The organism is Pandoraea anapnoica (genome assembly GCF_902459765.1).
GTDB lineage: Bacteria > Pseudomonadota > Gammaproteobacteria > Burkholderiales > Burkholderiaceae > Pandoraea > Pandoraea anapnoica.
In genome coordinates this window covers 437033-461149 of the sequence record NZ_CABPSP010000003.1, presented here as the reverse complement: position 1 = coordinate 461149, position 24117 = coordinate 437033, and the positions used below count along the sequence as shown (strand labels likewise).

The 24117-nt window shown below is 65.3% G+C and carries 14 protein-coding genes and 1 pseudogene; 5 read left to right on the top strand and 10 right to left on the bottom strand.

What is annotated here, in order from left to right; translation table 11 throughout:
* Window positions 1-59: 59 nt before the first annotated feature.
* Window positions 60-1088 carry an ABC transporter substrate-binding protein gene (locus PAN31117_RS07740; RefSeq protein ID WP_150737651.1) on the top strand — a complete coding sequence of 343 codons (1029 nt, stop codon included), beginning with the start codon at window positions 60-62 and terminating at the stop codon, window positions 1086-1088.
* A 46-nt stretch (window positions 1089-1134) separates the two neighbouring features.
* Here the strand turns inward: PAN31117_RS07740 and PAN31117_RS07735 are convergent, their stop codons facing one another.
* The 5 genes from PAN31117_RS07735 to grpE form a co-directional block, all read right to left on the bottom strand.
* Window positions 1135-3063 (bottom strand): chorismate-binding protein, encoded by a 1929-nt coding sequence (locus PAN31117_RS07735; protein WP_150737650.1) that lies wholly within the window; start codon window positions 3061-3063, stop codon window positions 1135-1137.
* A 4-nt stretch (window positions 3064-3067) separates the two neighbouring features.
* Window positions 3068-4210 (bottom strand): molecular chaperone DnaJ, encoded by a 1143-nt coding sequence (gene dnaJ, locus PAN31117_RS07730; RefSeq protein ID WP_039401022.1) that lies wholly within the window; start codon window positions 4208-4210, stop codon window positions 3068-3070.
* A gap of 127 nt (window positions 4211-4337) precedes the next feature.
* Entirely contained in the window at window positions 4338-6263 is a 1926-nt protein-coding gene (gene dnaK, locus PAN31117_RS07725; protein WP_150737649.1) for a molecular chaperone DnaK, read from the bottom strand.
* Between the two features lie 96 nt (window positions 6264-6359).
* Complete coding sequence (locus PAN31117_RS07720; RefSeq protein WP_150737648.1) at window positions 6360-6788, bottom strand: thioredoxin family protein; 429 nt, start codon at window positions 6786-6788, stop codon at window positions 6360-6362.
* 151 nt (window positions 6789-6939) lie between these two features.
* The gene (gene grpE, locus PAN31117_RS07715) at window positions 6940-7485 is read right to left on the bottom strand and encodes a nucleotide exchange factor GrpE (RefSeq protein WP_039404100.1); all 546 of its coding nucleotides are present in this window, start codon (window positions 7483-7485) and stop codon (window positions 6940-6942) included.
* A gap of 312 nt (window positions 7486-7797) precedes the next feature.
* Between grpE and PAN31117_RS07710 the strand changes: the two genes are divergently transcribed.
* Entirely contained in the window at window positions 7798-7992 is a 195-nt protein-coding gene (locus PAN31117_RS07710; RefSeq protein ID WP_370855733.1) for a hypothetical protein, read from the top strand.
* 222 nt (window positions 7993-8214) lie between these two features.
* Here PAN31117_RS07710 and PAN31117_RS07705 read toward each other — a convergent pair whose 3' ends face one another.
* The 4 genes and pseudogenes from PAN31117_RS07705 to hrcA form a co-directional block, all read right to left on the bottom strand.
* A complete protein-coding gene (locus PAN31117_RS07705) occupies window positions 8215-8616 on the bottom strand; it encodes an RNA-binding S4 domain-containing protein (protein ID WP_150737646.1) in 402 nt (133 codons plus the stop codon).
* Window positions 8617-8777: 161 nt separating this feature from the next.
* Window positions 8778-9827: pseudogene (hemH, locus tag PAN31117_RS07700) on the bottom strand (ferrochelatase); the annotation flags it as partial.
* Window positions 9828-9972: 145 nt separating this feature from the next.
* Window positions 9973-12513: a collagen-like protein gene (locus PAN31117_RS07695; RefSeq protein WP_150737644.1), complete on the bottom strand. Its 2541-nt coding sequence runs from the start codon at window positions 12511-12513 to the stop codon at window positions 9973-9975.
* 237 nt (window positions 12514-12750) lie between these two features.
* Entirely contained in the window at window positions 12751-13779 is a 1029-nt protein-coding gene (gene hrcA, locus PAN31117_RS07690; protein WP_150664420.1) for a heat-inducible transcriptional repressor HrcA, read from the bottom strand.
* Between the two features lie 95 nt (window positions 13780-13874).
* On the opposite strand from hrcA, the gene PAN31117_RS07685 reads away from it, so the two are divergent.
* Window positions 13875-14819, top strand: coding sequence for an NAD kinase (locus PAN31117_RS07685; RefSeq protein ID WP_052652600.1), 945 nt, complete (start codon window positions 13875-13877; stop codon window positions 14817-14819).
* Window positions 14820-14842: 23 nt separating this feature from the next.
* The gene (gene recN, locus PAN31117_RS07680; protein WP_150737643.1) at window positions 14843-16507 is read left to right on the top strand and encodes a DNA repair protein RecN; all 1665 of its coding nucleotides are present in this window, start codon (window positions 14843-14845) and stop codon (window positions 16505-16507) included.
* Window positions 16508-16615: 108 nt separating this feature from the next.
* Here recN and glnE read toward each other — a convergent pair whose 3' ends face one another.
* The gene (gene glnE / locus PAN31117_RS07675) at window positions 16616-19480 is read right to left on the bottom strand and encodes a bifunctional [glutamate--ammonia ligase]-adenylyl-L-tyrosine phosphorylase/[glutamate--ammonia-ligase] adenylyltransferase (protein WP_150737642.1); all 2865 of its coding nucleotides are present in this window, start codon (window positions 19478-19480) and stop codon (window positions 16616-16618) included.
* A gap of 172 nt (window positions 19481-19652) precedes the next feature.
* Here glnE and PAN31117_RS07670 point away from each other — a divergent pair, with 172 nt between their 5' ends.
* Entirely contained in the window at window positions 19653-24104 is a 4452-nt protein-coding gene (locus PAN31117_RS07670) for a YhdP family protein (RefSeq protein WP_150737641.1), read from the top strand.
* Window positions 24105-24117 lie beyond the last annotated feature (13 nt).

The following is a 24117-nucleotide window of genomic DNA, read 5'->3' as shown; positions in this document are numbered from 1 at the left end:
CTCCGATTGACGCCCTTTTTCATGGGCATGAATAATTCGAACAACACGGAGACAACATCATGAACCGACGCAATTTCGCCCGCTGGGCGAGCGCACTCACGCTCGCCGCGACGACCGCCCTGACAACGCTCGGCAACGTGGCGCACGCCGAAGCGAGCACCGTCCGCCTGTCGCACGGCTACGGCATTCTGTATCTGCCGCTCATGGTCATGCGCGATCAGCATCTCGTGGAGAAGCACGCGAAGGCGCTCGGGCTGGGCGATGTGAAGACGACCTGGACCATTCTCGACGGCGGCAACGTGATCAACGACGCGATGCTTGCTGGCAACCTTGACGTCGCAGGTACAGGCGCGCCGGGTTTCGTCACGCTCTGGTCGAAGGCCCACGGCATTCCGCGCTCGGAGGTGATCGGTCTGTCCGCGCTCTCGACCGGTCCGCTCTGGCTCAATACGAACAATCCGAACATCAAGTCGCTCAAGGACTTCACGGCGAAGGACAAGATCGCGATTCCGGGCATCAAGACGTCGCTGTCTGCCGTGCTGCTGCAAATGGCCGTGGCCAAGACATTCGGTATCGAGAACTATGCGAAGCTCGATCCGCAGACGGTCAGCCTGAGTCATCCGGAAGCCGTGAGCGCGCTGCTCTCTGGCAAGACGGAAATCACGGCGCACTTCACCTCGCCGCCGTTCTCATATCAGGAACTGAAGGATCCGCGCATCAAGCGCGTGCTGAATTCGACGGACGTGCTGGGTAACATCACCATCGACGTCGTGTTCGCGCCCAAGCAGTTCACGGTCCAGAATCCGAAGCTGGTGCAGGCCATTCTGGCGGCGCAGGAAGAGGCTGCCGCGTACATCGCTAAGGATCACGCGGGCGCGGCGCAGACGTTCCTTCGCGTGTCCAAGATCAACCTGCCGCAAGCGGAGATCGAGCAGATGCTGGCCGACCCCGGTCTGCAATTCACGACGACGCCGAACGGGCTGATGCAGTATGTCGAGTTCATGAGCCGCGCGGGCACGATCAAGACGCGTCCGGCAAAGTGGAGCGATCTATTCGTGCCGCAAATGGCAGCGCGTCAGGGAAGCTGAGGGGGCTGAGGTAGCGGCGCGTCACGGGCAATGACGCGCCGCTGCGTCAGGCGGCGGTCGTCGCGAGAATCGTCGCCGGTAGTGCGCCGCGCAAAGCGTTGCATACCACGATGGCCTGCGCCGTGAGTAAGTCCTCGCGCGTGACGACCGCCTCGACGGCGGCCCACGACGGGTCTTCCAGCAGCACGCTGCGCATCACGCCGGGCAGCACGCCGGAGGTCAACGGCGGCGTCATCCAGATGCCATTACGCTTGACGAACACCGTGCTGCGCCCGCCTTCCGTCAACTCGCCCCGGTCGTTGAAGAACAGCACGTCGAACGCGCCTTGCGCTTCGGCCGCTTTCCAGGCAGCGTCATAACGCGCGCGCACCGTGGTCTTGTGGCGCAGAAACAGATCGTCCGCGCGCGTCGTTTGAGAGGCATCGGCCAACAGCACTTTCACTGCGTCGCCGGGCAGCGGGGTGAGCACACCGTGCGTGATCGCCACCGTGCCGTTGTGAGACAACGCGAGGCGTACCCGATGGATGTCCTCTTCGCTCAGCGCTGCGACCTCCGCATCGAGTCGTTCGCGCAATGCCGCTTCGTCAAACGTGAAGCCGAAGTACTGCGCAGACTTCTGCAAGCGCGACAGATGCCGTGCGAGATGGGCGACGCCGGAGGCTCGGGTCGCCTGCATCGTCTCGAAGAGTTCAAAGCCGGGATCGAGCGCGCTCAGAAAGCGCGCCTTCAGTCGGCACTCGTCGCGCTCTTCATCCGCCTTGCTGTCCAGCACGATCCCCGCGCCGACGCCCAGACGTCCGCGACGCATGCCGCTCGCGCCCGGCGCATCGAGTTCGAGCGTGCGAATCGCGACCGACATGCAGAAGTCGCCGAGCGCCTGCGGGTCGTCACGGCGCGCGTCGAGCCAGCCGATGGCACCGGTGTAAAGACCGCGCGGCGACGTCTCCAGCTCACCGATAAGCTGCATCGTCCGATGTTTCGGTGCGCCCGTGATCGAACCGCAAGGGAACAAGGCGCGTAGCACGTCAGCCATCGAGGTCGTGTCCGGCAACGTTGCGGTGACGGTCGACGTCATTTGCAGGACGCTGGCGAAGCGCGTCACTTCAAAAAGCTTCGGCACTTTGACCGAGCCGGACGTCGCGAGACGCCCGAGATCGTTGCGCAGCAAGTCCACGATCATCAGGTTCTCGGCGCGATTCTTTTCGTCGGCGGCGAGCGCTGCACTGCGTTGTGTGTCGATGGCCACGTCGCCACACGCCGGTGCTGTGCCCTTCATCGGACGCGCCTCCACCTGGCCGCGCGAATGACGCAGGAACAACTCCGGCGACAACGAAAGAATCGCGCGACCGGCAACGCCTCGTGCGCCGGGCAGCATCACGAGTGCGCCGTACGGCACTGGTTGACGCGCGCGCAAGCGGCGATACAACGCGACCGGCGAGCCGAACGCGTCGAAATTCAGACGGTACGTGTAGTTGATCTGATAGCACTCGCCTTGTGCGAGCCATTCGTGGATGCGGGCGATGGCGTCGTCGAAGGCGGCGTCGCTCACATCGCTCTGCAATGCGCCGATGCCAGCAACGCCGGGGTTGGCGGTTACGCTTTGATCGTTGTCCTGCCAGGCGTCGGCATTGCCTCCGGCGTCCACCCACTCCTGACGTGCCAGCCACGCTTGCGTCTGCGCGGCATCGAGCCGCTGCATCCCGGAGAACAACAGTGCGCGGAACTGGCCCGGCGCACGACGCGTCGCGACCGTATGCACGCCACCGAGGCGCACGCCGAATTCGTAATCGGCCAGCAGCACGGCGTGCAGGCCGTCACGTGTGGCGTCTTCCACTTCGCGGAGCGCGTCGGAAAGCACACCGGGCTCGTCGCAAGTTACCTCGCGCACGAGCCCGGTGTACAGACGCGCCCCACCGGCCGGATCCGCACTGTCGTCCAACAGCGCGAACGCGGCCAAGGGCGCTTCACTTTGCATGGAATTACTCGAAGAACTGCTTGACGCGGTCGAACCACCCCTTCGACTGCGGGCTGTGGCGTGCACCGCCTTCCTTCAGCGAAGCATCGAAGTCGCGCAGCATCTGCTTTTGCGCATCGTTGAGCTTGACTGGCGTTTCCACCTGCACGTGCACGTACAGATCGCCCGGATAGCTCGCCCGCAGGCCCTTGATGCCCTTGCCACGCAGTCGGAACGTCTTGCCCGTCTGCGTGCCTTCGGGCACTTCGAAGGTGGCCTTGCCGTGCAGCGTCGGTGCGTCGATATCGCCGCCGAGCGCCGCCGTCGCGAACGAAATCGGCATCTGGCAGTGCAGATCGTCGCCGTCGCGCTCGAACACGTTGTGCGCCTTGATGTGGATTTCCACATACAGATCGCCCGCCGGCCCGCCATTCACACCCGGTTCGCCGTTGCCGGACGAACGAATGCGCATACCGTCTTCGATACCCGCCGGGATCTTGATCTCCAGCGTCTTGGTCTTCTTGATCTTGCCCGAGCCGTGGCAGTTGGTGCAGGGCTCAGGAATGTACGAGCCCGTGCCATGACACTTCGGGCAGGTCTGCTGAACGCTGAAGAAACCCTGCGACATACGGACCGACCCCGCCCCGTTACAGGTCGGGCAGGTTTCGGGCTTCGTGCCCGGCTTCGCGCCGTTGCCGTGGCAGATCTCGCATTCGTCCCAGCTCGGCACGCGAATCTGCGTGTCGAAGCCGTTCGCGGCCTGCTCCAGCGTGATCTCCATGTTGTAGCGCAGATCCGCGCCGCGATACACCTGCGGACCGCCGCGGCCACCACGGCCACCGGGGCCGCCCTGACCGAAGATGTCACCGAAGATGTCGCCGAACGCATCTGCGAAGCCGCCGAAGCCCTGACCGCCCGCACCGCCGAAGCCGCCCATGCTCGGGTCGACGCCCGCGTGACCGTACTGGTCGTACGCCGCGCGCTTCTCCGGCTCGGAGAGCATCTCGTAGGCCTCTTTGACCTCTTTGAACTTGTCTTCGGCGTCCTTGCTGTCCGGATTGCGGTCCGGGTGGTACTTCATCGCCAGCTTGCGATACGCCTTCTTGATCTCTTCGTCCGAGGCGTTCTTGGCGACGCCAAGGACTTCGTAGTAATCACGTTTGGCCATAACTCTTTCCAATGTTGGCGCATGTCGCCATCAGGCAAAAAGCCGGGTCGACATTCCCCTTGCGGAGAACCTCGATACCCGGCCCACACGCGGTGCACCTTTCGATGCCCCGCGCGCCATGCACGCTTTACTTCTTGTCGTTGACTTCCTTCACTTCGGCGTCGACGACGTTGTCGTCATGCGGCTTGCCCTGCTCGGCACCTGCGGCACCCGCGGCACCGGCTTGCGCCTGCATGTCGGCATACATCTTCTCGCCGAGCTTCTGGCTAGCCGTACCCAGCGCTTCGACCTTGGCATCGATGTCGGCCTTGTCCGAACCGCGCAGCGATTCTTCCAGGGCCGTGATCGCCGATTCGATGGCTTCCTTCTCCGACGCTTCGATCTTGTCGCCGTACTCGGTCAGCGCCTTGCGGGTGCTGTGCACCAGCGCGTCGCCCTGGTTACGGGAGTCGGCCAGCTCGCGTGCCTTCTTGTCTTCTTCGGCGTTGAGCTCGGCGTCCTTCACCATTTGCTCGATCTCAGCGTCCGACAGGCCCGAGTTCGCCTTGATGACGATCTTGTTTTCCTTGCCGGTTGCCTTGTCCTTCGCGCCGACGTGCAGAATGCCGTTGGCGTCGATGTCGAAGGTCACTTCGATCTGCGGCGTGCCGCGTGCTGCCGGCGGAATGCCTTCGAGGTTGAACTCGCCCAGCGACTTGTTGCCGGCGGCCATCTCACGTTCACCCTGATACACCTTGATCGTCACGGCCGGCTGGTTGTCGTCCGCCGTCGAGAACACTTGCGAGTGCTTCGTCGGGATCGTGGTGTTCTTCGTGATCATCTTCGTCATCACGCCGCCCAGCGTTTCGATACCGAGCGAGAGCGGGGTGACGTCGAGCAGCAGCACGTCCTTACGGTCGCCCGACAGCACCGAGCCCTGAATCGAGGCACCTGCGGCCACGGCTTCGTCCGGGTTCACGTCCTTGCGCGGTTCCTTGCCGAAGAACTCCTTCACCTTTTCCTGCACCTTCGGCATACGCGTCATACCGCCGACCAGAATCACGTCGTCGATGTCGCTGACCTTGACGCCGGCATCCTTGATCGCCGTGCGGCACGGTTCGATCGTGCGCGTGATCAGCTCTTCGACCAGCGCTTCAAGCTTGGCGCGCGTAATCTTCAGGTTCAAGTGCTTCGGACCCGAGGCGTCGGCCGTGATGTACGGCAGGTTGATTTCGGTCTGCTGGCTCGACGACAGTTCGATCTTGGCCTTTTCAGCGGCTTCCTTCAGGCGTTGCAGCGCGAGCACGTCCTTCGACAGATCGACGCCTTGTTCCTTCTTGAACTCGCCGATGATGTAGTCGATGATGCGCTGGTCGAAGTCTTCGCCGCCCAGGAACGTATCGCCGTTGGTCGACAGCACTTCGAACTGGTGTTCGCCGTCCACATCCGCGATTTCGATGATCGAGATGTCGAACGTGCCGCCACCCAGGTCATACACTGCGATCTTGCGGTCGCCGCCTTCCTTCTTGTCCAGACCGAAGGCCAGTGCGGCAGCGGTCGGCTCGTTGATGATGCGCTTGACTTCCAGACCGGCAATGCGGCCTGCGTCCTTCGTAGCCTGGCGCTGGCTGTCGTTGAAGTAGGCCGGCACCGTGATCACGGCTTCCGTGACCGGCTCGCCCAGGTAGTCCTCGGCGGTCTTCTTCATCTTGCGCAGCACTTCGGCGGAAATCTGCGGCGGGGCCAGCTTTTCGTTGCGTGCCTCAACCCAGGCGTCGCCGTTGTCGGCCTTGACGATCTTGTAGGGCATCAGCGCGATGTCCTTCTGCACTTCTTTTTCTTCGAAGCGGCGGCCGATCAGGCGCTTGACGGCGTACAGCGTGTTCTTCGGGTTGGTCACGGCCTGGCGCTTAGCCGGCGCACCGACCAGGATCTCGCCATCGTCCATGTAGGCGATGATCGACGGCGTGGTGCGAGCACCTTCCGCGTTTTCGATGATCTTGACCTGATTCCCTTCCATGACGGCCACGCACGAGTTCGTGGTGCCCAAGTCGATACCGATGATTTTGCCCATTTAAATTTCTCCTAGCGTCCTTTGCGTCTTTCCGTCGGGCGTGTCGCCCACTCAATTCATTGATCTGCACGGGATATGGGTGCAGCCGGGAACATTTCAAGACCCGTCTTGCGGCCCGGTTTTGCCCCCCGCCGCCGCGATTTTCTCGCGTGCGGCCGCCACCGCCAGCCGGAACTGGGGCAGGCCCTGCCAGCCGGTCGCCCGGCCCAGCTTCTTCCCTGCATGGAAGAAGAAAAACGTCGGCACCCCATGAAGCGCGAAACGGCGGCCCAGCGCCATATCGGCGTACACGTTGGCGTGAAACCAGCGCAGCCCGAGGGCTTCGATGGCCTCGCGCTGCGCGAGCATGGTCTTCTTGGCGACTTCGCAGTTGAAACAATCGACGCCCCAGAAGAACACCACGGCGAGATCGTCCCCCGCCGTGCGTAGCCCTTCGTCGAACGTCGCGGCCGTCAGCTCGTGCATCGAGAACGCCTCGAACGCCGTGCCGTCCACCCCTTTCATGCCCGGAAGATCGCCTGCCATGATGGTAAGCCTTTGAATCGGTGCATTGGCACCGGCAACGCCGCCACATTCGACGTCGTTGCCTGCGCCCGGTCATTCGGGGCGTCGGTCTGCGACGAACATTTCCATGATGGAAACGTTGTACGGCCCGCCGTCGCCGGATGACCTTGAATTACTTGCCTGCGGCGACCGTCACCAGCGCCGGACGCAGCACGCGGTCGGCGATCAGGTAACCCTTTTGCAGCACGGCCACGACCGTATTCGGCTCCTGTTCGGCCGGTACCATCGAGATGGCCTGGTGCTGATGCGGATCGAACTTCGCGCCGGCCGGGTCGATGACCGACACCTTGCTGCGCTCCAGCGCCGACACGAGTTGACGCAGCGTCAGGGCCACGCCCTCTTGCAGCTTGGCTACATCGCCGCTCTTGTCGGCCGCAGCCGCTTCCAGGCTGTCGATGACCGGCAAGAGGTTCTCGGCAAAGCTTTCGACGGCGAACTTACGCGCCTTCGACACTTCCTCTTCCGCACGACGGCGGATGTTTTCCATCTCGGCGCGTGCGCGCAGCGCCTCGTCGCGCAGCGCCGCCGCTTCTGCCTGAGCCGCCTGAAGTTGCGCCTCGACCGAGGGCAGCGCGTCGTTCGCGCCCGCCGCGTCGGTCGGGGCCGCTTCGGCCTGGGACGGAATCGGCTGGTCGGGGGTGTTTTGCTGTTCAGTCATGAGTTGAGTCGTCAAAAGGTTCTTGCAGCGCACCACGACGATGCGCCGCCGGTTCAAATCCCTTTGGATAGTAGGGGCGTTCACATCGATTTCAAGAGCGGGCGGGCATTCTGTGCGCCAGATCGGTGCGCGCGGCGTGCCGGTAAATATCCGGTTACACGCGTTACGAGTCCTCTATTGTATCGGCCGTTGCTGCGACCTAACATGAATTGCGGTCCGACGAATGGATGTGCCTATCCGATTGACCATTCGACGGACCCGGCCGCTCACCGGACACCCCCCGTCCGGTGAAGTGTTCTCAAGGAGCGCATCATGAAGCTGCCACTGGCTGTTGTCTTCATCCTTGCGTTGGTGACGACGGTAACGATTACGATCTGCCTGTCCGGCGCAGTCACCCGGCGCGACACCGAGTACGGTGGCGTGCGGGCGGTGCTGCATCACTATGTAGAAGTGCCGGGCCTGACAGGGCATTCGTCGAATTCGAGTACCGGAATTCCAACACGCTGATCGCCCCCGGGGTGCATGATCCTTTACGATTGTGCGCGGTGCCGTTCCCCGGACGGTTCCGTCAGAGTCGCCCGAATCGACCGAGACGGAACACCTGATTCACGCTCCACCCCTGCCCGCCGCTGTGCAATATGCCAGCGGCGGCGTTCATTCAGGCGTTGAAAAGGTTGAGAGACGGGGCGAACGCCACGGCCCGCCTGTCCTCCCGATCCGCTGGCGCTCCTACTCGCCAACGCCACCGAGACGGCGGCGGTCGCGCTTGGTTGGACGGCCGTGCATCTGCGCCGCCGGTTCCTGGAACAGACGTCGGCGCTCACTCTCGTCGGCACGCGCCTGGATGCTCGCCTCGGTCTCGTCGTACAGCGACTGCGCGACCGGCGCGGAGCCGCGCACCTCGGCAATCGCTTTGACCCTCACTTCCCAGCGCGTACTACCGTTGTCGACCGACACGACATCGCCGGGACGCACGTCGCGCGCCGGTTTCACACGGGCTTCGTTGCAAAGCACGCGACCACGGTCGACCGCCTGCGTGGCGAGTGAGCGCGTCTTGAAGAAACGCGCGGCCCACAGCCATTTGTCGATCCGCGTGGCGGCGTGCGGAGAATCGTCCACCTTGACCGTCACGACCGTGCTCCCGCTTCTCCGTGCGCGCCTTCAGACGGCGAGGATGTTTGCATCTGCGCCTGCGCAGCAGCAGCGGCGGCCGCACTGGCTTCCTCGAACGCGGCCACGGCCGCCACCTGACGCTGGCGCGTCGACGCCACCGCAGCCGCCGAGGCATCGGCCTCGCCCTGCGGCGAGAGCACCGGCCAGCCTTGCAAATGACGCGCCGCGATCTCGCCAAGCGCTGTAATCCAGGCGCTCGCGCCGTTCAGGCAGGGAATGAAGTGGAACGACTTGCCGCCCGCCGACAGGTAAGCGTGGCGTCCTTCCATATTGATTTCTTCGAGCGTCTCGAGACAGTCGGACGTGAAACCCGGGCAGAACACGTCGACACGCGGCGTGCCGCCACGGCCGAGTTCTTCGAGCGTCGGCGCGGTGTACGGCTGGAGCCATTCGGCCTTGCCGAAGCGCGACTGGAAAGTGAGACGGCACGTCGTCTCGTCCAGACCGAGGGCGGCCGCGAGCAGGCGCGCGGTCCTCACGCACTGATCGTGATACGGATCGCCGAGGTCTAGCGTGCGGCGCGGCACACCGTGGAAGCTAAGCAGCAGACGCTCACCGGCGGCAAAGTCGGGTCGGCCGTTTTGCAGCCAATAACCTTCGACCTGCTGACGCAGCGCCTCGATATACGCCGGATGATCGTGATAATCGCGCACCGTGCGCACGTCGGGCTGATTGCGCAGACGGCCGAGCACGCGGAACACGGCGTCGCTCGCAGTGGCGGTGGTGCTGCTCGAATACTGCGGATAGAGCGGCAGGACGAGAATCCGCTCGACGCCGTTCTGGCGCAACGCACGAACGCGCTCGGGAATCGACGGATTGCCGTAACGCATCGCGTAGTCGACGACGACGTCATAGTCGTTCGCGTGCAGCAGCGCGCGCAAGGCGTTCGTCTGATGCTCGGTATTGACCTTGAGCGGCGAGCCGTCACGGGTCCAGACCGTCGCATATTTTTGCGCCGACTGACGTGAGCGGAAGGGCAAAATCACCAGCCGCAGCAACGGTTGCCACACCAGCGACGGGATTTCCACGACGCGCGGGTCCGACAGGAACTCGCGCAGGTATCGGCGTACGGCCGCAGGACGCGGCTCGTCGGGCGTACCGAGGTTGATCAGCAGTACGGCGGTCTTGCCGGACTGGCCATGCGAAATAGGTTCGGGATCGAAGCGCATGGAACGTACTTTACCGCAAACGCGGGGCCCATCTGGCGTCTGTCATGCCTGTCGATACTGCCGCTATGCGCCCTCCGTCGGCCAGTCCACAGCCGGACGGAGGGGGATGACGCTCATCTGCGCAGGCGGGCAATCAGGTTACCCATCAGCCGTGCCGATGCTCGTCGTCGTGAGACGACCGATGGTCGGCACTCGGATGGTCCTCATGCGCGGGGGCGCGCGCCCCTTCCGGTTTGCCCTCACGCTGCGTGGGTTGCGGGTGCGGCTGCGCCTGAGGACGTTCCTGCTGAGGTTGCGGACGCGGCGCGGGCTGCGCATGCTCCACTGGCGGCTGCGGGCGCGGCGGCATGCGCTCGACTTGCGGCTGAGGCTGCGAACGTTGCTGCGGTTGCGCCTGTTGTTGAGGCTGCGGTTCGGGACGCGGCTGCACCCGTTCCACCTGCGGTTGCGGCCGCGGCTGCTGGAATTGCTGCGGCTCCGGGCGCGGCTGCGTCTGCCATTGCTGCGGACGTCGGGCCGGTTCGGCCGCCTCCGGTTGCTGTTGTTGCCGTTGCGGCGCGGGCGTCGCTTGTCCGCCCCGAGCTTCCGGCTGTGCGGCGGGCGCTTGCGGTGATTGGCGACGCATTTGCATCTCACGCTGCGCGGCGTCATGCCCCGGCTGCGGGACGGCTTGCGGCGCTTCGCCGCGTGCCGACGGCTGCCCCTGCCCCTGAAGAGCACCGTTCACACCCGGCGGATGCGGAACGCCCGAGGGAGCGGGCTGACGCTCGGCCGGTTGGGATTGCACCGCCGATTGCCCCGGACGATTCTGATAAACGCCGTGTCCAGGATAGCCGGGATTGCCAGGTTCACCCGGAACACCGGGCGTTCCCGGCACACCAGGCTGACCCGGTACGCCAGCATGACCCGGTGCCCCCGGGACGCCTGGCTGTCCGGGCACCCCCGGCGCGCCATGCATCGGCGGCACAGCGCCGGTCGCGGGCAAGCCGCCATGGCCTGCCGTCGCCCCGGCGGCACCGGTCGCGCCCAGCGCTGGCTGCGCAGGCATCGCACCGTTCGCCCCAATCGGTGCACCGACCGGCCCATGCGTGCTGACGACCGTCACTCGGGGCGCGATGCGTGCTTGGCCATTCGGACCATTCGTCCCATTCGCACCGCCCGCGCCAAGATTGCGCACCTGCTGCCCGTTCTGACCGAACACCAGCGGCGCACCGCCCGCGTTGGGCACAGCGTGCAGATTGCTCGTCAGTTCACGCGACGGCATGCCTCGAGCGACCGGCGCACGCGTGGCCAGCACCTGCCGGTTGAACACGCCCGCAGGCGGCGCACCGGCTGCCGGACGGCTGTTGCCGAACACGCTCTGCTGCACCGGGGCCACACCCGGCGTATTGCCGACGCGCCACGTCTGCGCACCGCGCGGTGCAGCCAGCGCCGTCGGCGCGCCCACGGGCCGTCCCTGCACGAAGGCCTGCGCGGGCATCGTCGACACAGCGCCCCGCACATTGCGGTTCACATAGACGTTGTTGACGTTGATGTTGTTGGTGATATTGGTCGTACGAACGATCGTCGAACGATTGATGTTCGTGATGTACGACGAACTGGCGTGATACGCAGGACGGTACGGGTCATGAGGCCCAAGCGCAAACCACGCGAGTCCCACGCCCCCGGCGGCAAACGACACACCCCATTGGTTTGCGCCACTGCTGCCGCTGACCCAGCCGACCAGCGCCGGTGCATACACCGGACGCACGGCCACCGGCCCCGGCACCCAGCACCAGCGGGCATCCACGTAAGCCCAGCGCCCGTAGTGATACGGCGCGAAGCCCCACGGCGCATCGTCCACCCACGTCCAGCCCCACGGGTCGACCCAGACCCAATGCCCCGTGCGGTAAGGTGCCCAGCCCGACGGCATGTTGGACGGCACCCACACCGCGCCGTAGCTCGGCGTTTCCTGCCACGAACCGTAGTCGTCCAGACTCTCGAAGCCGGTCATGTCGCGCGGCACGTAGCGTGCGGAGACGGAGGCATCTTCACGTGCGTCGCGCTCACGCATCCAATGATCGAAAGCGTCGGCCGTGAGCGGGCCAGTCTGCTGCTGCGTCAGATTCTGGCCGAGGAACGCGACCCGTTGCCCTTGCTGAAGCGGGACCGACGCTCCTTGTCCGTACGCCGTGCCCGCACCGCGCGAGACGCTCACGGTCGTGACACCGTTCGGATCGACGTCCACACGATATTCCCCCGCCTGTTGCGGGACGAACGCCAGATTAGGTGTATCGATCTCGTAAGGTTGATTCGGATCGAAGCTGCGCAGGCGCACACCGACGGTGCCCTGCGTTACGTTCAGTTGCACATTCTGGTCGGTGACGGCGGACAGCGTCAGACTGGTCGACGCGCCCATGCGCACCGCCGTGCCGCCCACATGCATCTCGGCTCGGCTGTTCCGGTCGACCCAGATGGCATCGCCCGTCGTGAGCGGACGGTTGCGGTCTGCATAGCGCCAGTCGCTCGTGCCTGCTGGGGCGTAAGTGACGGTGCCGTCGAACTCGGAGAGACGCGCCACGCGTCCCGGCGGATCGGCGCTCTGCGCCTGCGCCAGTGCAGGCGCACCCACGGCGCCCAGCAGACCCAGCGCCAGCCCGACGCCAAGGGAGCGGACCGTCGTCCGCCAGGAAATCAGGGATTTCATAAACACTCCGCGCCCTTTCGGTGGGCATGCCGTACGCGGCTTGCAGGCGTTAGCGATCAGCCACCTTGTAGTTCTGTCCGAATCCTCCGGAGAGCCCGACGACAACTTCAGACGACCTCGCCGCAAGTGACGCTTCAAGCCTAAGCCTGCCGTGTGTGACAGCGTGTAAAGGAATGCTACGGGGTTGTAACCGGGAATGGGCGAATGGGCCAATGCGCGGACGCGCCAGCGCACCGCTCAGTGATGACTGAGCGCGTTGGAGAGCAGCTTGGCGGTGATATCGACGATGGGGATGACGCGCTCGTACGCCATGCGCGTCGGCCCGATCACGCCGAGCGTACCGACCACCTCGCCGTCGACTTCGTACGGGGCCGTGACGACCGTCATCTCCTCGATGGGCACGAGGCTCGACTCGCCACCGATGAAGATCTGCACCCCTTGTGCGCGGCTCGACACATCGAGCAGTTGCAGCAGGCCAGTCTTGGACTCGAACACGTCGAACAGCTTGCGCAAACGCTCCATGTTCGAGGACAGATCCTCCACGCCCAGCAGATTGCGTTCGCCCGAGATCAGCACGCTCTCGCGCGTGGTGTCGGCCATGGCGTCGCTGCCCGCCTGCACGGCCGCCTGCATCAGCGCGCTCATGTCCGAGCGCAGCGCATCGAGCTCGCCACGCAAGTAAGTGCGCACGTCGTCGAAGCTGTGACCGCCGAAGTTGGCGTTCAGGTAGTTCGCCGCTTCGACCAGTTGCGCCGGGGAATAGTCCTTTTCCGTCAGGATGATGCGGTTCTGCACGTCGCCGTCGGGCGTGACGATGATCAGCAGCACACGCTTGTCGGACAGACGCAGGAATTCGATATGACGGAAGGTCTGGCTGCGGCGCGGGGTGAGCACCACGCCCGCGAACTGCGACAGATGCGAGAGCACCTGTGCCGCGGAGGCGACCAGTTGTTGCGGGCCCGCCGGTTGCAGACTCGTCTGCACCTGCGTCGAAAGCTGGAGGACCGCCTCTTCGAGCGGGCGCACGGCGAGCATCGTGTCGACGAACAGACGATACGCGCGCGGCGTCGGTACGCGTCCGGCCGACGTATGCGGGCTGGCCACGAAACCCATCGCCTCGAGATCGGACATCACGTTGCGGATGGTCGCGGGCGACAAGTCGAGGCCCGAGAATCGCGAGAGCGTGCGCGAGCCGACCGGCTGGCCATCTGCGATGTACCGTTCGATCAGGGTTTTGAGAAGCGTTTGCGCACGTTGATCTAGCATGGCAAAAATTGTAACGCGAAATGCGGGGCCTGGTTCCCCTAAATCCGGACTCGTGTTAGCTGGCCAAGGGAACCGTTGCAGGCCGTGCGTTGGCGATGGTTGCTGTCATCGACTTATGGTGTAATGGCGGCATGAAAACTGGGAGCCCCTTCAAGACCGTGGCGCTCGTCGGGAAGTACCATGCCGACGGCGTCGCCGAACCATTGCTCACGCTCGCGGCATGCATCGCCCAGCGTGGGCATCATGTTGTCTTCGAGCGCGACACGGCGCATAACATCGGCGCAGGCGCCGATCCGTACCGCACCCTCGACATCCAGGAAATCGGCACGCAGGCCGACGTGGCCGTCGTGGTCGGCGGCGACGGCACGATGCTCGGCGTCGGCCGTCAGCTGGCCGCCTCGAAGGTGCCGCTCATCGGCGTGAACCACGGCCGCGTCGGGTTCATCACCGACATTCCGCTCGACGAGATGCGTCAGGTCGTGCCAGCCATGCTCGAAGGGCATTTCGAAGCCGAACAACGCACCCTGCTGGCCGCACGCATCGAACGTGACGGTCAAACGCTCTTCGAGACGCTGGCATTCAACGACGTGGTCGTGAACCGCTCGGGGATTTCGGGGATGGTCGAGCTTCGCGTCGACGTCGACGGCCGCTTCATGTACAAGCAGCGCTCCGACGGCCTGATCGTCGCCACACCCACGGGCTCGACGGCCTACGCTTTGTCGGCGAGCGGCCCGATCCTGCATCCGCGCCTGGGCGGCGTGGTGCTCGTGCCGATCGCACCGCACGCGCTGTCGAATCGTCCGATCGTGCTGCCGGATTCGAGCGACATCGTCATCACGATTACCGGCGGTCGCGAAGTCGGTGCCAATTTCGATATGCAGTCGTTTGCCGAACTGCGTCAGGGCGACCAGATTCTGGTCGGCCGCTCCCAGCATCAGGTGACGTTTCTGCACCCGGTCGGTTACAACTACTACGCGACGCTGCGCCGCAAGCTGCACTGGAACGAGCATATCTCCGACGAAGATACGCCGCAGAACTGACTTCACGCCTCACCCGACATCCCATGCTACGCAGTCTCTCGATTCGCGATTTCGTGATCGTCGATCGTCTCGATCTGGAATTCTCCGCCGGCTTCACCGTGTTTTCGGGGGAGACCGGCGCGGGCAAATCGATTCTGATCGATGCGCTGGCGCTCGCGATGGGCGAGCGCGGCGACACCAGCATGGTGCGCAGCGGGCAAACGCGCGCCGACATCACCGCTGAATTCGCCGCCGATGCCGAAGCGCGCCCCGATCTTGAAGCGTGGCTGCAAGCGCAGGCGCTCACGCTCGAAGAACACGGCGGCGTGCTGCTGCGCCGTGTGCTCGACGCCGGCGGTCGCTCGCGCGCCTTCATCAACGGCACACCCGCCACGCTCACGCAAATGCGCGAACTCGGCGAAATGCTCGTCGACATTCACGGCCAACACGCCCACCAGCAGTTGCTGCGGCCCGACGCGCAACGCCGCCTGCTCGACTCGCACGCAGGCGCGACCACCCTCGCCGCCGATACCGCCGCCGCCCACAAAGAGTGGCAACGTCTCGTCAAGCGCTGCGAGGAGGCGCACGGGCGCGACCGCGAACTGCAACTGGAGCGCGAACGTCTCGAATGGCAGACGTCCGAACTCGACAAGCTGGGTCCGCAAGAAGGCGAATGGGACGACGTGAGCGCCGAGCATCGCCGACTCTCTCACGCGGCGAGTCTCATCAATGGCGTGCAAGGCGCGCTCGACGCGCTCGCGGAAGCCGACGGCGCGATCGTCCCGTCGCTCGGTCATGTCGTGCATCAGATCCGCGAACTCGCGGAGATCGACGCCGGGCTGGCCGACACGCTCGCCGCACTGGAACCTGCCGAGATTCAGCTTCGCGAAGCGGTCCATTCGCTCACGCATTACGCACAACGCGTCGATCTCGATCCGGAGCGTCTGGCGGTCGTCGAGCAACGACTCGACGCCCTGCATTCGGCGGCGCGCAAATTCCGTGTGACGCCCGAGCAATTACCCGCCGAGCTGGCGGAGCGTCGCGCGCAACTGGAGGAGTTGACGGCATCTGCCGACACGGCCGCTATGCAGGCCGCAGCCGACGCCGCCCAGGCCGAATTTCTCAAACTGGCGAAGGACCTGTCGAAGGCGCGCGCCAAAGCGGCGGCCTCGCTCTCGCGCGAAGTCACCCGGGCGATGCAGGACCTCTCGATGCCTGGCGGACGCTTCGAAGTCGCGCTCACGGCAACACCCGAGCCACAGTCGTTTGGGCTGGAGACGGTCGAATTTCTCGTCGCCGGACACCCGGGCGTGCCGACGCGTCCGCTCGCCAAAGTCGCTTCGGGCGGCGAACTCGCGCGCATCAGCCTTGCGTTGCAGGTGATCGCCAGCAGCGCGAGTCTCACGCCGACGCTGATCTTCGACGAAGTCGATTCCGGGATTGGCGGCGCGGTGGCCGAAGTGGTCGGTCGCTTGCTTCGCGAATTGGGTCAGGGACGTCAGGTGCTGTGCGTGACCCACCTGCCGCAGGTCGCCGCCCTCGGCCATCAGCATCTGCGGGTGAGCAAACGCAGCGACGGTGATACGACGATGAGCGAGATCGAGCCGCTGGGACGCACCGAACGCGTCGAGGAAATCGCGCGGATGCTGGGCGGTGTGGAGATTACGGCGACGACGCGCAAGCACGCGCGGGAGATGTTGGCGCTCTGAGCGTCGTCAACAACATCGACATTCCTCAATAAACAACGGGCGGCCCATCATCGGCCGCCCGTTGTTTTTCAAGCGAGTCGTTTCAAGCGACGCTCACGCGTCAGACCTTCAAACCGGCCCCGCGTCTGCGAACACCGAATCCCAGAGCGCCATCACGGCCTCACGCTCCCCCTCGACGTCCGCGCCCGGCACGCGCGCCGCCTCCACGCCGTCCAGCCGCAACTTGTGCTGACGCTTTCGGTACAACCGATACGCCGCCGCCGCGTCTTCCGCGAGCTTGGCATCGATCAGTCCCAGTTGCGCCGCCTCGCGCAGCAAGGCGATGTTGCCCGCGTTACGCAGCAGCGCCGGATGCGCGCCCGAGTGCAGCAGCACCAGATACTGCACGGTGAACTCAATATCCACCATGCCGCCCCGATCGTGCTTCAGATCGAACAGCTTCGTCCCGTTCGGATGCCCTTCGAGCACCTTGCGACGCATCGCCACGATCTCCTGCGCCAGCGCCGACGCCTCACGCGGCGTGGCCAGCACCTGCGCGCGGATGTCCTCGAACGTCGCGCCGATGGTCTCGTCGCCCGCACAGAAACGCGCACGCGTGAGCGCCTGATGCTCCCAGACCCACGCCGTATTGGCATTGCCCTCGCGGAACTGGTACTGACGGAAACTCTCGATGTTCGTGACCAGCAGGCCCGACAAGCCGTTCGGGCGCAGCCGCAGATCGACATCGAACAGCATGCCCGCGCCCGTATGCGTGGTCAGCCACGTCACGAAACGGCGGGCGAGCGCGGCGTAAGCGTCCGGCGCGCGGTCGTCGTCATCGTCGTAAAGGAAGATCAGATCGAGGTCCGATGCGTAGCCCAGTTCCTTGCCGCCCAGCTTGCCGTAAGCGATGACCGAGAAGCGCGGCACCTCGCGATGACGCGTCGCCACGTGCGGCCAGACCGTCGAGATCGTCACGTCGACGATGATGTCCGCCAGTTCCGAGAGACGGTCGCCGATGGCCTCCACCGACAACGTCCCCTGCAAATCGAGCAGCAGAATACGGAAGACTTCGGCATGGTGCGCGCGACGCAGAATGTCCATCTGCACTTCGACGTTGCCCGCCGCACCCGCCGCGTTCAGGCTCAGCAGCAGTTGTGTCTTGAACGAGGGCCAGTCGAACGGCGCGGCAAGCGCTTCGTCGTCGAGCAGTTCGTCGAGCAGTTGCGGATGGCTGATCAGATAACCCGCCGCCCAGCGTGACCCGGCGAGCACCTTGACCACGCGCTCCAGAGCGCGTGGATACTCCGTGAGCAGCGCGAGATACGAACTGCGACGGCTAATCGTCGAGAGGAGGTCGAGCATGCGGCCGAGTACAGCGTCCGGCTCGCCCGTGCCCGCCGCACCTTCCACGGCACGCTGCACGAGCTGGTCGAAGCGCCGTCGGCTGATTTCGCCCAGCGCCTTGTAGCGCGACGACGTCCACACGGCGCGCAACCGGTCGAGCGCGCCTTCGGCGTCATTGAAGCCCAGACGCGAGAGCTGATTGCCGAGATCGCCCGTCTGCGCTTCGTCAGCCAGACATTCGCTCCACAACTCCGGCGGGCATTCGCAGTCGCCCGTGCCCGATCCTGCGCCCTTCTGGCCGCCGCCGTTGGCCTTGTCCGCAAAAATCTCGTCGAACTGACCGGCGACGAATTCGCGATGCTCGTCGAGCACCGTCATGAACGTCGCTTCATCCGGGAAACCCATGGCGCGCGCCACCGCGAGGCGGTCGTCACCGGGCGACGGCAGGATATGGGTCTGCGCGTCGTCCAGATACTGGATGCGGTGTTCGAGCTTGCGCAGGAAGACGTACGCATTCGACAGTTCTTCCGCCACGTTCTGCGCCAGCCACCCACGCCGCGCGGCCACGCCCAGCACCGCGAGCGTCGGCCGCACGCGCAGCTCCGGCTCCTGTCCGCCGCGAATCAACTGGAAGACCTGCGCCGAGAATTCCACTTCGCGAATGCCGCCGCGTCCGAGCTTGATGTCGTTGATGCGCGCCGGTTTGGCCCGCGCGCGACGCTCAGCCTCATGGCGAATCTGCTCGTGCAACGCGCGAATCGCGCCGATCACGCCGTAATCGAGGTAGCGACGGAACACGAACGGCTGCACCAGCGACGTCAGCAGCCGCTCTATCCGGCGGCCGGGCTCGCTCGCGACTTCGGACACGAGGCGTCCCTTGATCCACGCATAGCGCTCCCACTCGCGGCCCTGCACGTAGAAATACTCTTCGAGCATCGGCAGACTGCACACCAGCGGACCGGAATCGCCGTTGGGGCGCAGGCGCATGTCCACCCGGAACACGTAGCCGTCCGGTGTGAGTTCCGAAATCAGTCCGATCAGCTTGCGGCCGAGTTTCGTGAAGAATTCATGATTGGACAGCAGACGCAGGCGGCCGGCGGCGGCCGCATCGGCACCGTCAGGCGCGGTTGTGTCGCCATCGTCTTCATAAAGGAAGATGAGATCGATGTCGGACGAGACGTTCAGTTCACGGCCGCCGAGCTTGCCCATGCCGACCACACCGAGCGTCTGACGCTCCCCTTCCGCGTTGCGTGGCACACCGTGAATGGCTTCGAGGTCGCGCGACAGCACCGCAATGCCCGCCTGCACGGCGAACTCGGCGAGCGCCGACATGGCTTCCGTCACTTCGGACAACTCAGCACGGCCGTCGAGATCGCGTTGCATGACGGCGCACAGCGCTTCGACGCGCAGGATGCGCAAGGCGCGTGCCAGCGCAGCCTCATCCACGCCGGAAACGCCGGACGGCTGGTCCGGCGGCGTCAGCAGCGTGCCGGTGATGGCTTCGAAGCGGCGGGCGAGCCAGCGCGCGTCGACGGGGTGCTCCGCGAGCGCCGGCAACGCCTCGGCCAGCGCGTGGCGGGACGCCAGCATGCGCGCGGCATATCGCGAGTAGGACTGAATATCGATAGGAATTTCGGATGAACTCACTGGCGAGGTTCCGGTCTGCAATGAGAATGAAGAGACTTTCGCATGCTTACCCGGGCGTGATGAAACGCGGGATCACACGTTTTTTCTCCTACGTCAGGGCCATCGGAGGGCCTTGGGCTTGTGTTACAGTCTTTGCCACAGAAACTACCACATTCCCTCGTAGACGCGCAGCATGACCGACCGTAAGCCGCCCGCCTCGCCCACCGCGACCCGGTCCTGGTTCTCGTCACTGCCGCGTGGCTTGCGACTGGGTCTGGAATGGCTGCTTGCGCTCGTCGTCATCGTCTATTTCGGTCTTGGCGCAGTCATCCTCGCGACCCGGTACATCATCCTTCCCCGTGTGTCCGACTATCGCCCTCAAATCGAGGCGGCGGCCACGCGCGCCATCGGTTTGCCGGTCACGATCGGGCGCATCGACGCCGTCTGGCGCGGCTGGCACCCCTACCTGACGCTGGAAGATGTGCGCATCACGCCCCCGGCGCAAGGCACCCCGCCCAAGGCATCGACGATTGCCCGCGTGGTCGCACCGTTGCATCGGAACAAGGCCGCCAGCGCCCCGGCAGCCTCGGCTGCTTCAGCCGCATCTGCCAGTTCCGTGCCCGCTACCGCCGCCTCCGCCGCTTCCACGGACAACCCGCCGGTGAGCTACGCCCCGCCCGGCGCGCCGCCGTCCGTGGAGCCGAGCCTCACGCTGCACCGCCTTGACGCCGTGCTCTCCTGGACCAGCCTGATCCATTTCGACCTGCGTCTGTCGAACCTCACGCTGCACGAGCCGGATGTGACCATCGAGCGCCGCGTCGACGGCTCCATCCTCGTCGCCGGGATGCCTGTGACGGGCGGCGGCAAGACGAGCGACACCCAGGGGGCCGACTGGATCATGCGTCAGGCGCGCGTCGTGATCCGCAATGGCACCGTGCGCTGGCGCGACGCCACCCGCGACGTGCCCGAGGTGGTCGTCACGCAGGTCAACGCCATGCTGCGCAATCGAGGCTTCGAACACCGCTTTGGGATGCAGGCGAACCCACCACAAGGGATCGTCGCACCGCTGGACGTGCGTGCGCGCTTCACCAATCCGCTGTTCGCCCGCCCCGGCGAAGTCAAACGCTGGCGCGGCCAGATATATAGCGAGGTCGGCACGCTCGACCTGTCCGAGCTGGCGCGTTACGTCGATTTGCCGGGCAAAGACTCGCGCGGCCGTGTCGCGGCACGGGCCTGGGTCGACTTCGACAATGGCGTCGTCACCGGCGCGACGCTGCGCGCGGCCGGGGCCAATACGTCGGTGCAACTGGCGGACAACCTTCCGCCGCTGACCTTCGACGCCACGCAAGGCCGTATCGACGTCACCCGTATCGGCGCGCAGGCCGACGCGGGCTGGAATCTGCGCGCACGTGAACTCACCTTGCAGGCGGCCGGACGTCCGACGCTAGACGTCCCGGATCTGAGCGCCAAATACGTACCTGCCAGCGACGATCAGGGCTTGCAAGTCGCGATCACCGGTCAGCGCTTCGACGTCGGTGCCGCGATGGCGCTCGTGCCATCGCTGCCCATCGATGCCCAAACGCGCGACACGCTCGCCAGCTTCCGTCCGCGCGGGCGCCTCTCCCGTTTCGACGTCAGCTATCAGGCACCTAAACCGCACGGGCCGCACAACTGGCGCGACCTGCCGGGCATCAAGCAACTTCCGCCCGAGCGCGACCGCTACCGTGTCGTCGCCGATTTCGAGAGTCTCGGCATCGACAGTGCGCCGAGCCAGCATCCCCCTGCACGGCCGAACTCGCCGAATGCAGGACGTCCCGGCTTCGCGAATCTGAGCGGTCATATCGACGCCGATCAGTCGCGCGGCAGACTCACGCTCAATTCGAAGAACGCCACGCTGGACTTCCCCGGCCGCTTCGACCAGCCGCGCCTCGACCTCGATACGCTCACGACGCGTACGTCATGGCGCGTGTCGCACTCGGCCACGAAGCGCGACGTTCCGGCAAACGTGCAGGTGCGTGTCGATGCCATGCATCTGCAAAATGCCGAACTTACGGGCGACGTGAGCGGTACGTGGCAGAACGGCGGCAAGGGCAACGGCATCGTCGATCTGAAGGGCAATATCGTGCGCGCGAACGCCAACGCCGTGCCGCGCTACCTGCCCACCGACATCGGCGCGGGCGTGCGCGACTATCTGCAACGCGCGCTGCTGGCCGGTACCGTGCAGAACGCGCCGTTCACGGTGCAGGGCGATCTCGAAGACTTCCCGTATGGTCGCGGCGGCGGCAAGTTCCGCATCGACATCCCGCTCGTGGATGTGACGTTCAATCCGTCGCCGCTGCGCCCGGGTCATACGGAATTCTGGCCCGCATTCGAGAAGGTACGCGGCAATCTTCGCTTTGATGCCGACCGCCTTCACATCGCCATCGACAGCGGCTCGGTGTACGGTGTAACGCTCACGCAGGTGCAGGGCGACATCAACGACATCGGGCAGGACGACTCCACCCTCACGCTCAAGGGCGATGCGCGCGGGCCAGCAGCGGACTTCGTCAAGTATCTGAACAGCAGCCCCGTGGGGCACTGGATCGGCGACTTCACCGACGAGACGCGCGCGAACGGCAATACGCAGCTCGCCATGCAGTTGTCGATGCCGCTCGATCACACCGACCGCTCGAAAGTCACCGGCCGTGCGCGCTTCCTGCGCAACGATGTGACGCTCATCAACGGACTGCCGATGTTCGGCGCGGTCGACGGCGAACTGGCATTCACCGAGCGCGGCATCTCGCTCGACAACCTGCGCGGCACGTTCCTGGGCGGCGACGTGCGCGCGTCGGGCGGCAGTCGCGACGACGGCACCATCGTGCTGAACGTCAACGGTCAGATGAGCGCGCAAGGCCTGCGAGAGAATCGCGAGAACGCTACGCTGGCGCAACTGGCCAAGCGCATGACGGGAAGCACGCCTTATACGGCGACGGTGACGGTGCGCCAGGGCATGACGGATCTGGCGGTGCAGTCCACGCTGGCCGGTCTCGCCGTGAACTTGCCCGCGCCGCTGGGCAAGAGCGCCGAGACGTCGCTTCCTGCGCGCTTCACGATGCGTCCGCAGATGAATCCGGGAGGACGCCGCACCGACACGCTCGACTTTGCCGTGGGCAGCGTGCAGGGCAACTACGTTCAGCAACGCAGCGCCACGAATGGTGGACGTGTGGAAGTGCTGCGCGGCGGCATCGGCATTAATCAGCCCGTGCCCGCACCGCGTGAAGGCGTGCAGGCGAGCGCTCAATTCGATACGCTCGACGTGGATGCGTGGCGCAGCGTGATCGCGTCGCTCAGCAGCACTGCAGTCACGCCGGGCACACAGGGCACGCCACCCGCCCCTGCCACGACGGCGGCCGCTGCGCGCGACGAATTCGGTGCGCTCACACCGTATCTGCCGACGCGTCTGGCCCTGCATGCGAAGCAGGTTCGCCTGTTATCGCGTCAGTGGCCCGAACTGGTGGTCGGCGCGCAACGCAATGACCGTGACTGGCAGGTAAGCCTCGCGTCGGAACTCGTCTCCGGCTTTGCCGAGTGGCACGCACCGGACGAGAAGAACCCGTCGGGCGCGATCCGTGCACGTCTCGCGAAACTCGTGATTCCGCGCGAAGACCATGGCAGCGACGTGCTCACTCAGGTGCTCGACGAGCCGAGTGACGAATTCCCCGCCATCGACGTCGTCGCCAACGATTTCGTGCTGCGCGACAAGTCGCTCGGCCGCCTGCAACTCAACGCGCACAACGACATCGAGGACGGTGTGCCCGTGTGGCAGCTCACCAAGCTGGCGCTGAGTAACAGCGCCGCCACGCTGGATGTGAAGGGCAACTGGCGCACGTCCCGCCGTCGCGCCGCCGTGGCGGCCGCAGCAGGCAAGGACGACGACGACGTGCCGCGCCGCACGGTCCTCGACTTCAATCTCGATGTGAAGGACGCCGGCGGTCTGCTCGACCGTCTGGGCCTGCCCAAGACGCTCAAGGACGGCTCAGGCACGGTCTCCGGTCGCTTCGGCTGGCGCGGCGGCCCCGACGCCATCGACTACCCGACGCTGGGCGGGCGCGTGGCCATCGAACTCAAGCGCGGACAGATCCTGAAGGCCGATCCGGGGCTGGCGAAGCTGCTGGGTATTCTGTCAGTCCAGACGCTCGCCAAGATCCTGACCTTCGACTTCAATAGCGTGATCGGCAGCGGTCTGCCGTTCGACAGCATCAACGGCAATGTCGCGATGCAGGGCGGCGTGGCGAACACCAGCGATCTGACGATCAACGCCAACGCAGCGACTATCAAGATCGACGGCCACACCGACCTCGCCCGCGAGACGCAGGACCTGAACGTGCTGGTGCTGCCGAAGATCAACGCGGCATCGGCGTCGCTGGCGTGGGCGATCATCAACCCGGCGCTGGGCATCGGCTCGTTCTTCGCGCAACTGGCGCTGGGCGATCAGCTCTCGCGCACTCTCTCGACGACGTATCACGTCACCGGCTCCTGGGACAATCCGGTCATCGGACAGGCCTCCGGCAATAAGAGTAAGATCGATGCAACCCCGGAAACCCGGCCGGAAGCGCTCAACAACGCCTCGGGCGTCGCCGCCCCGGCCGGTATGCGCGGCAACTGAGCCCCGGCAAGAC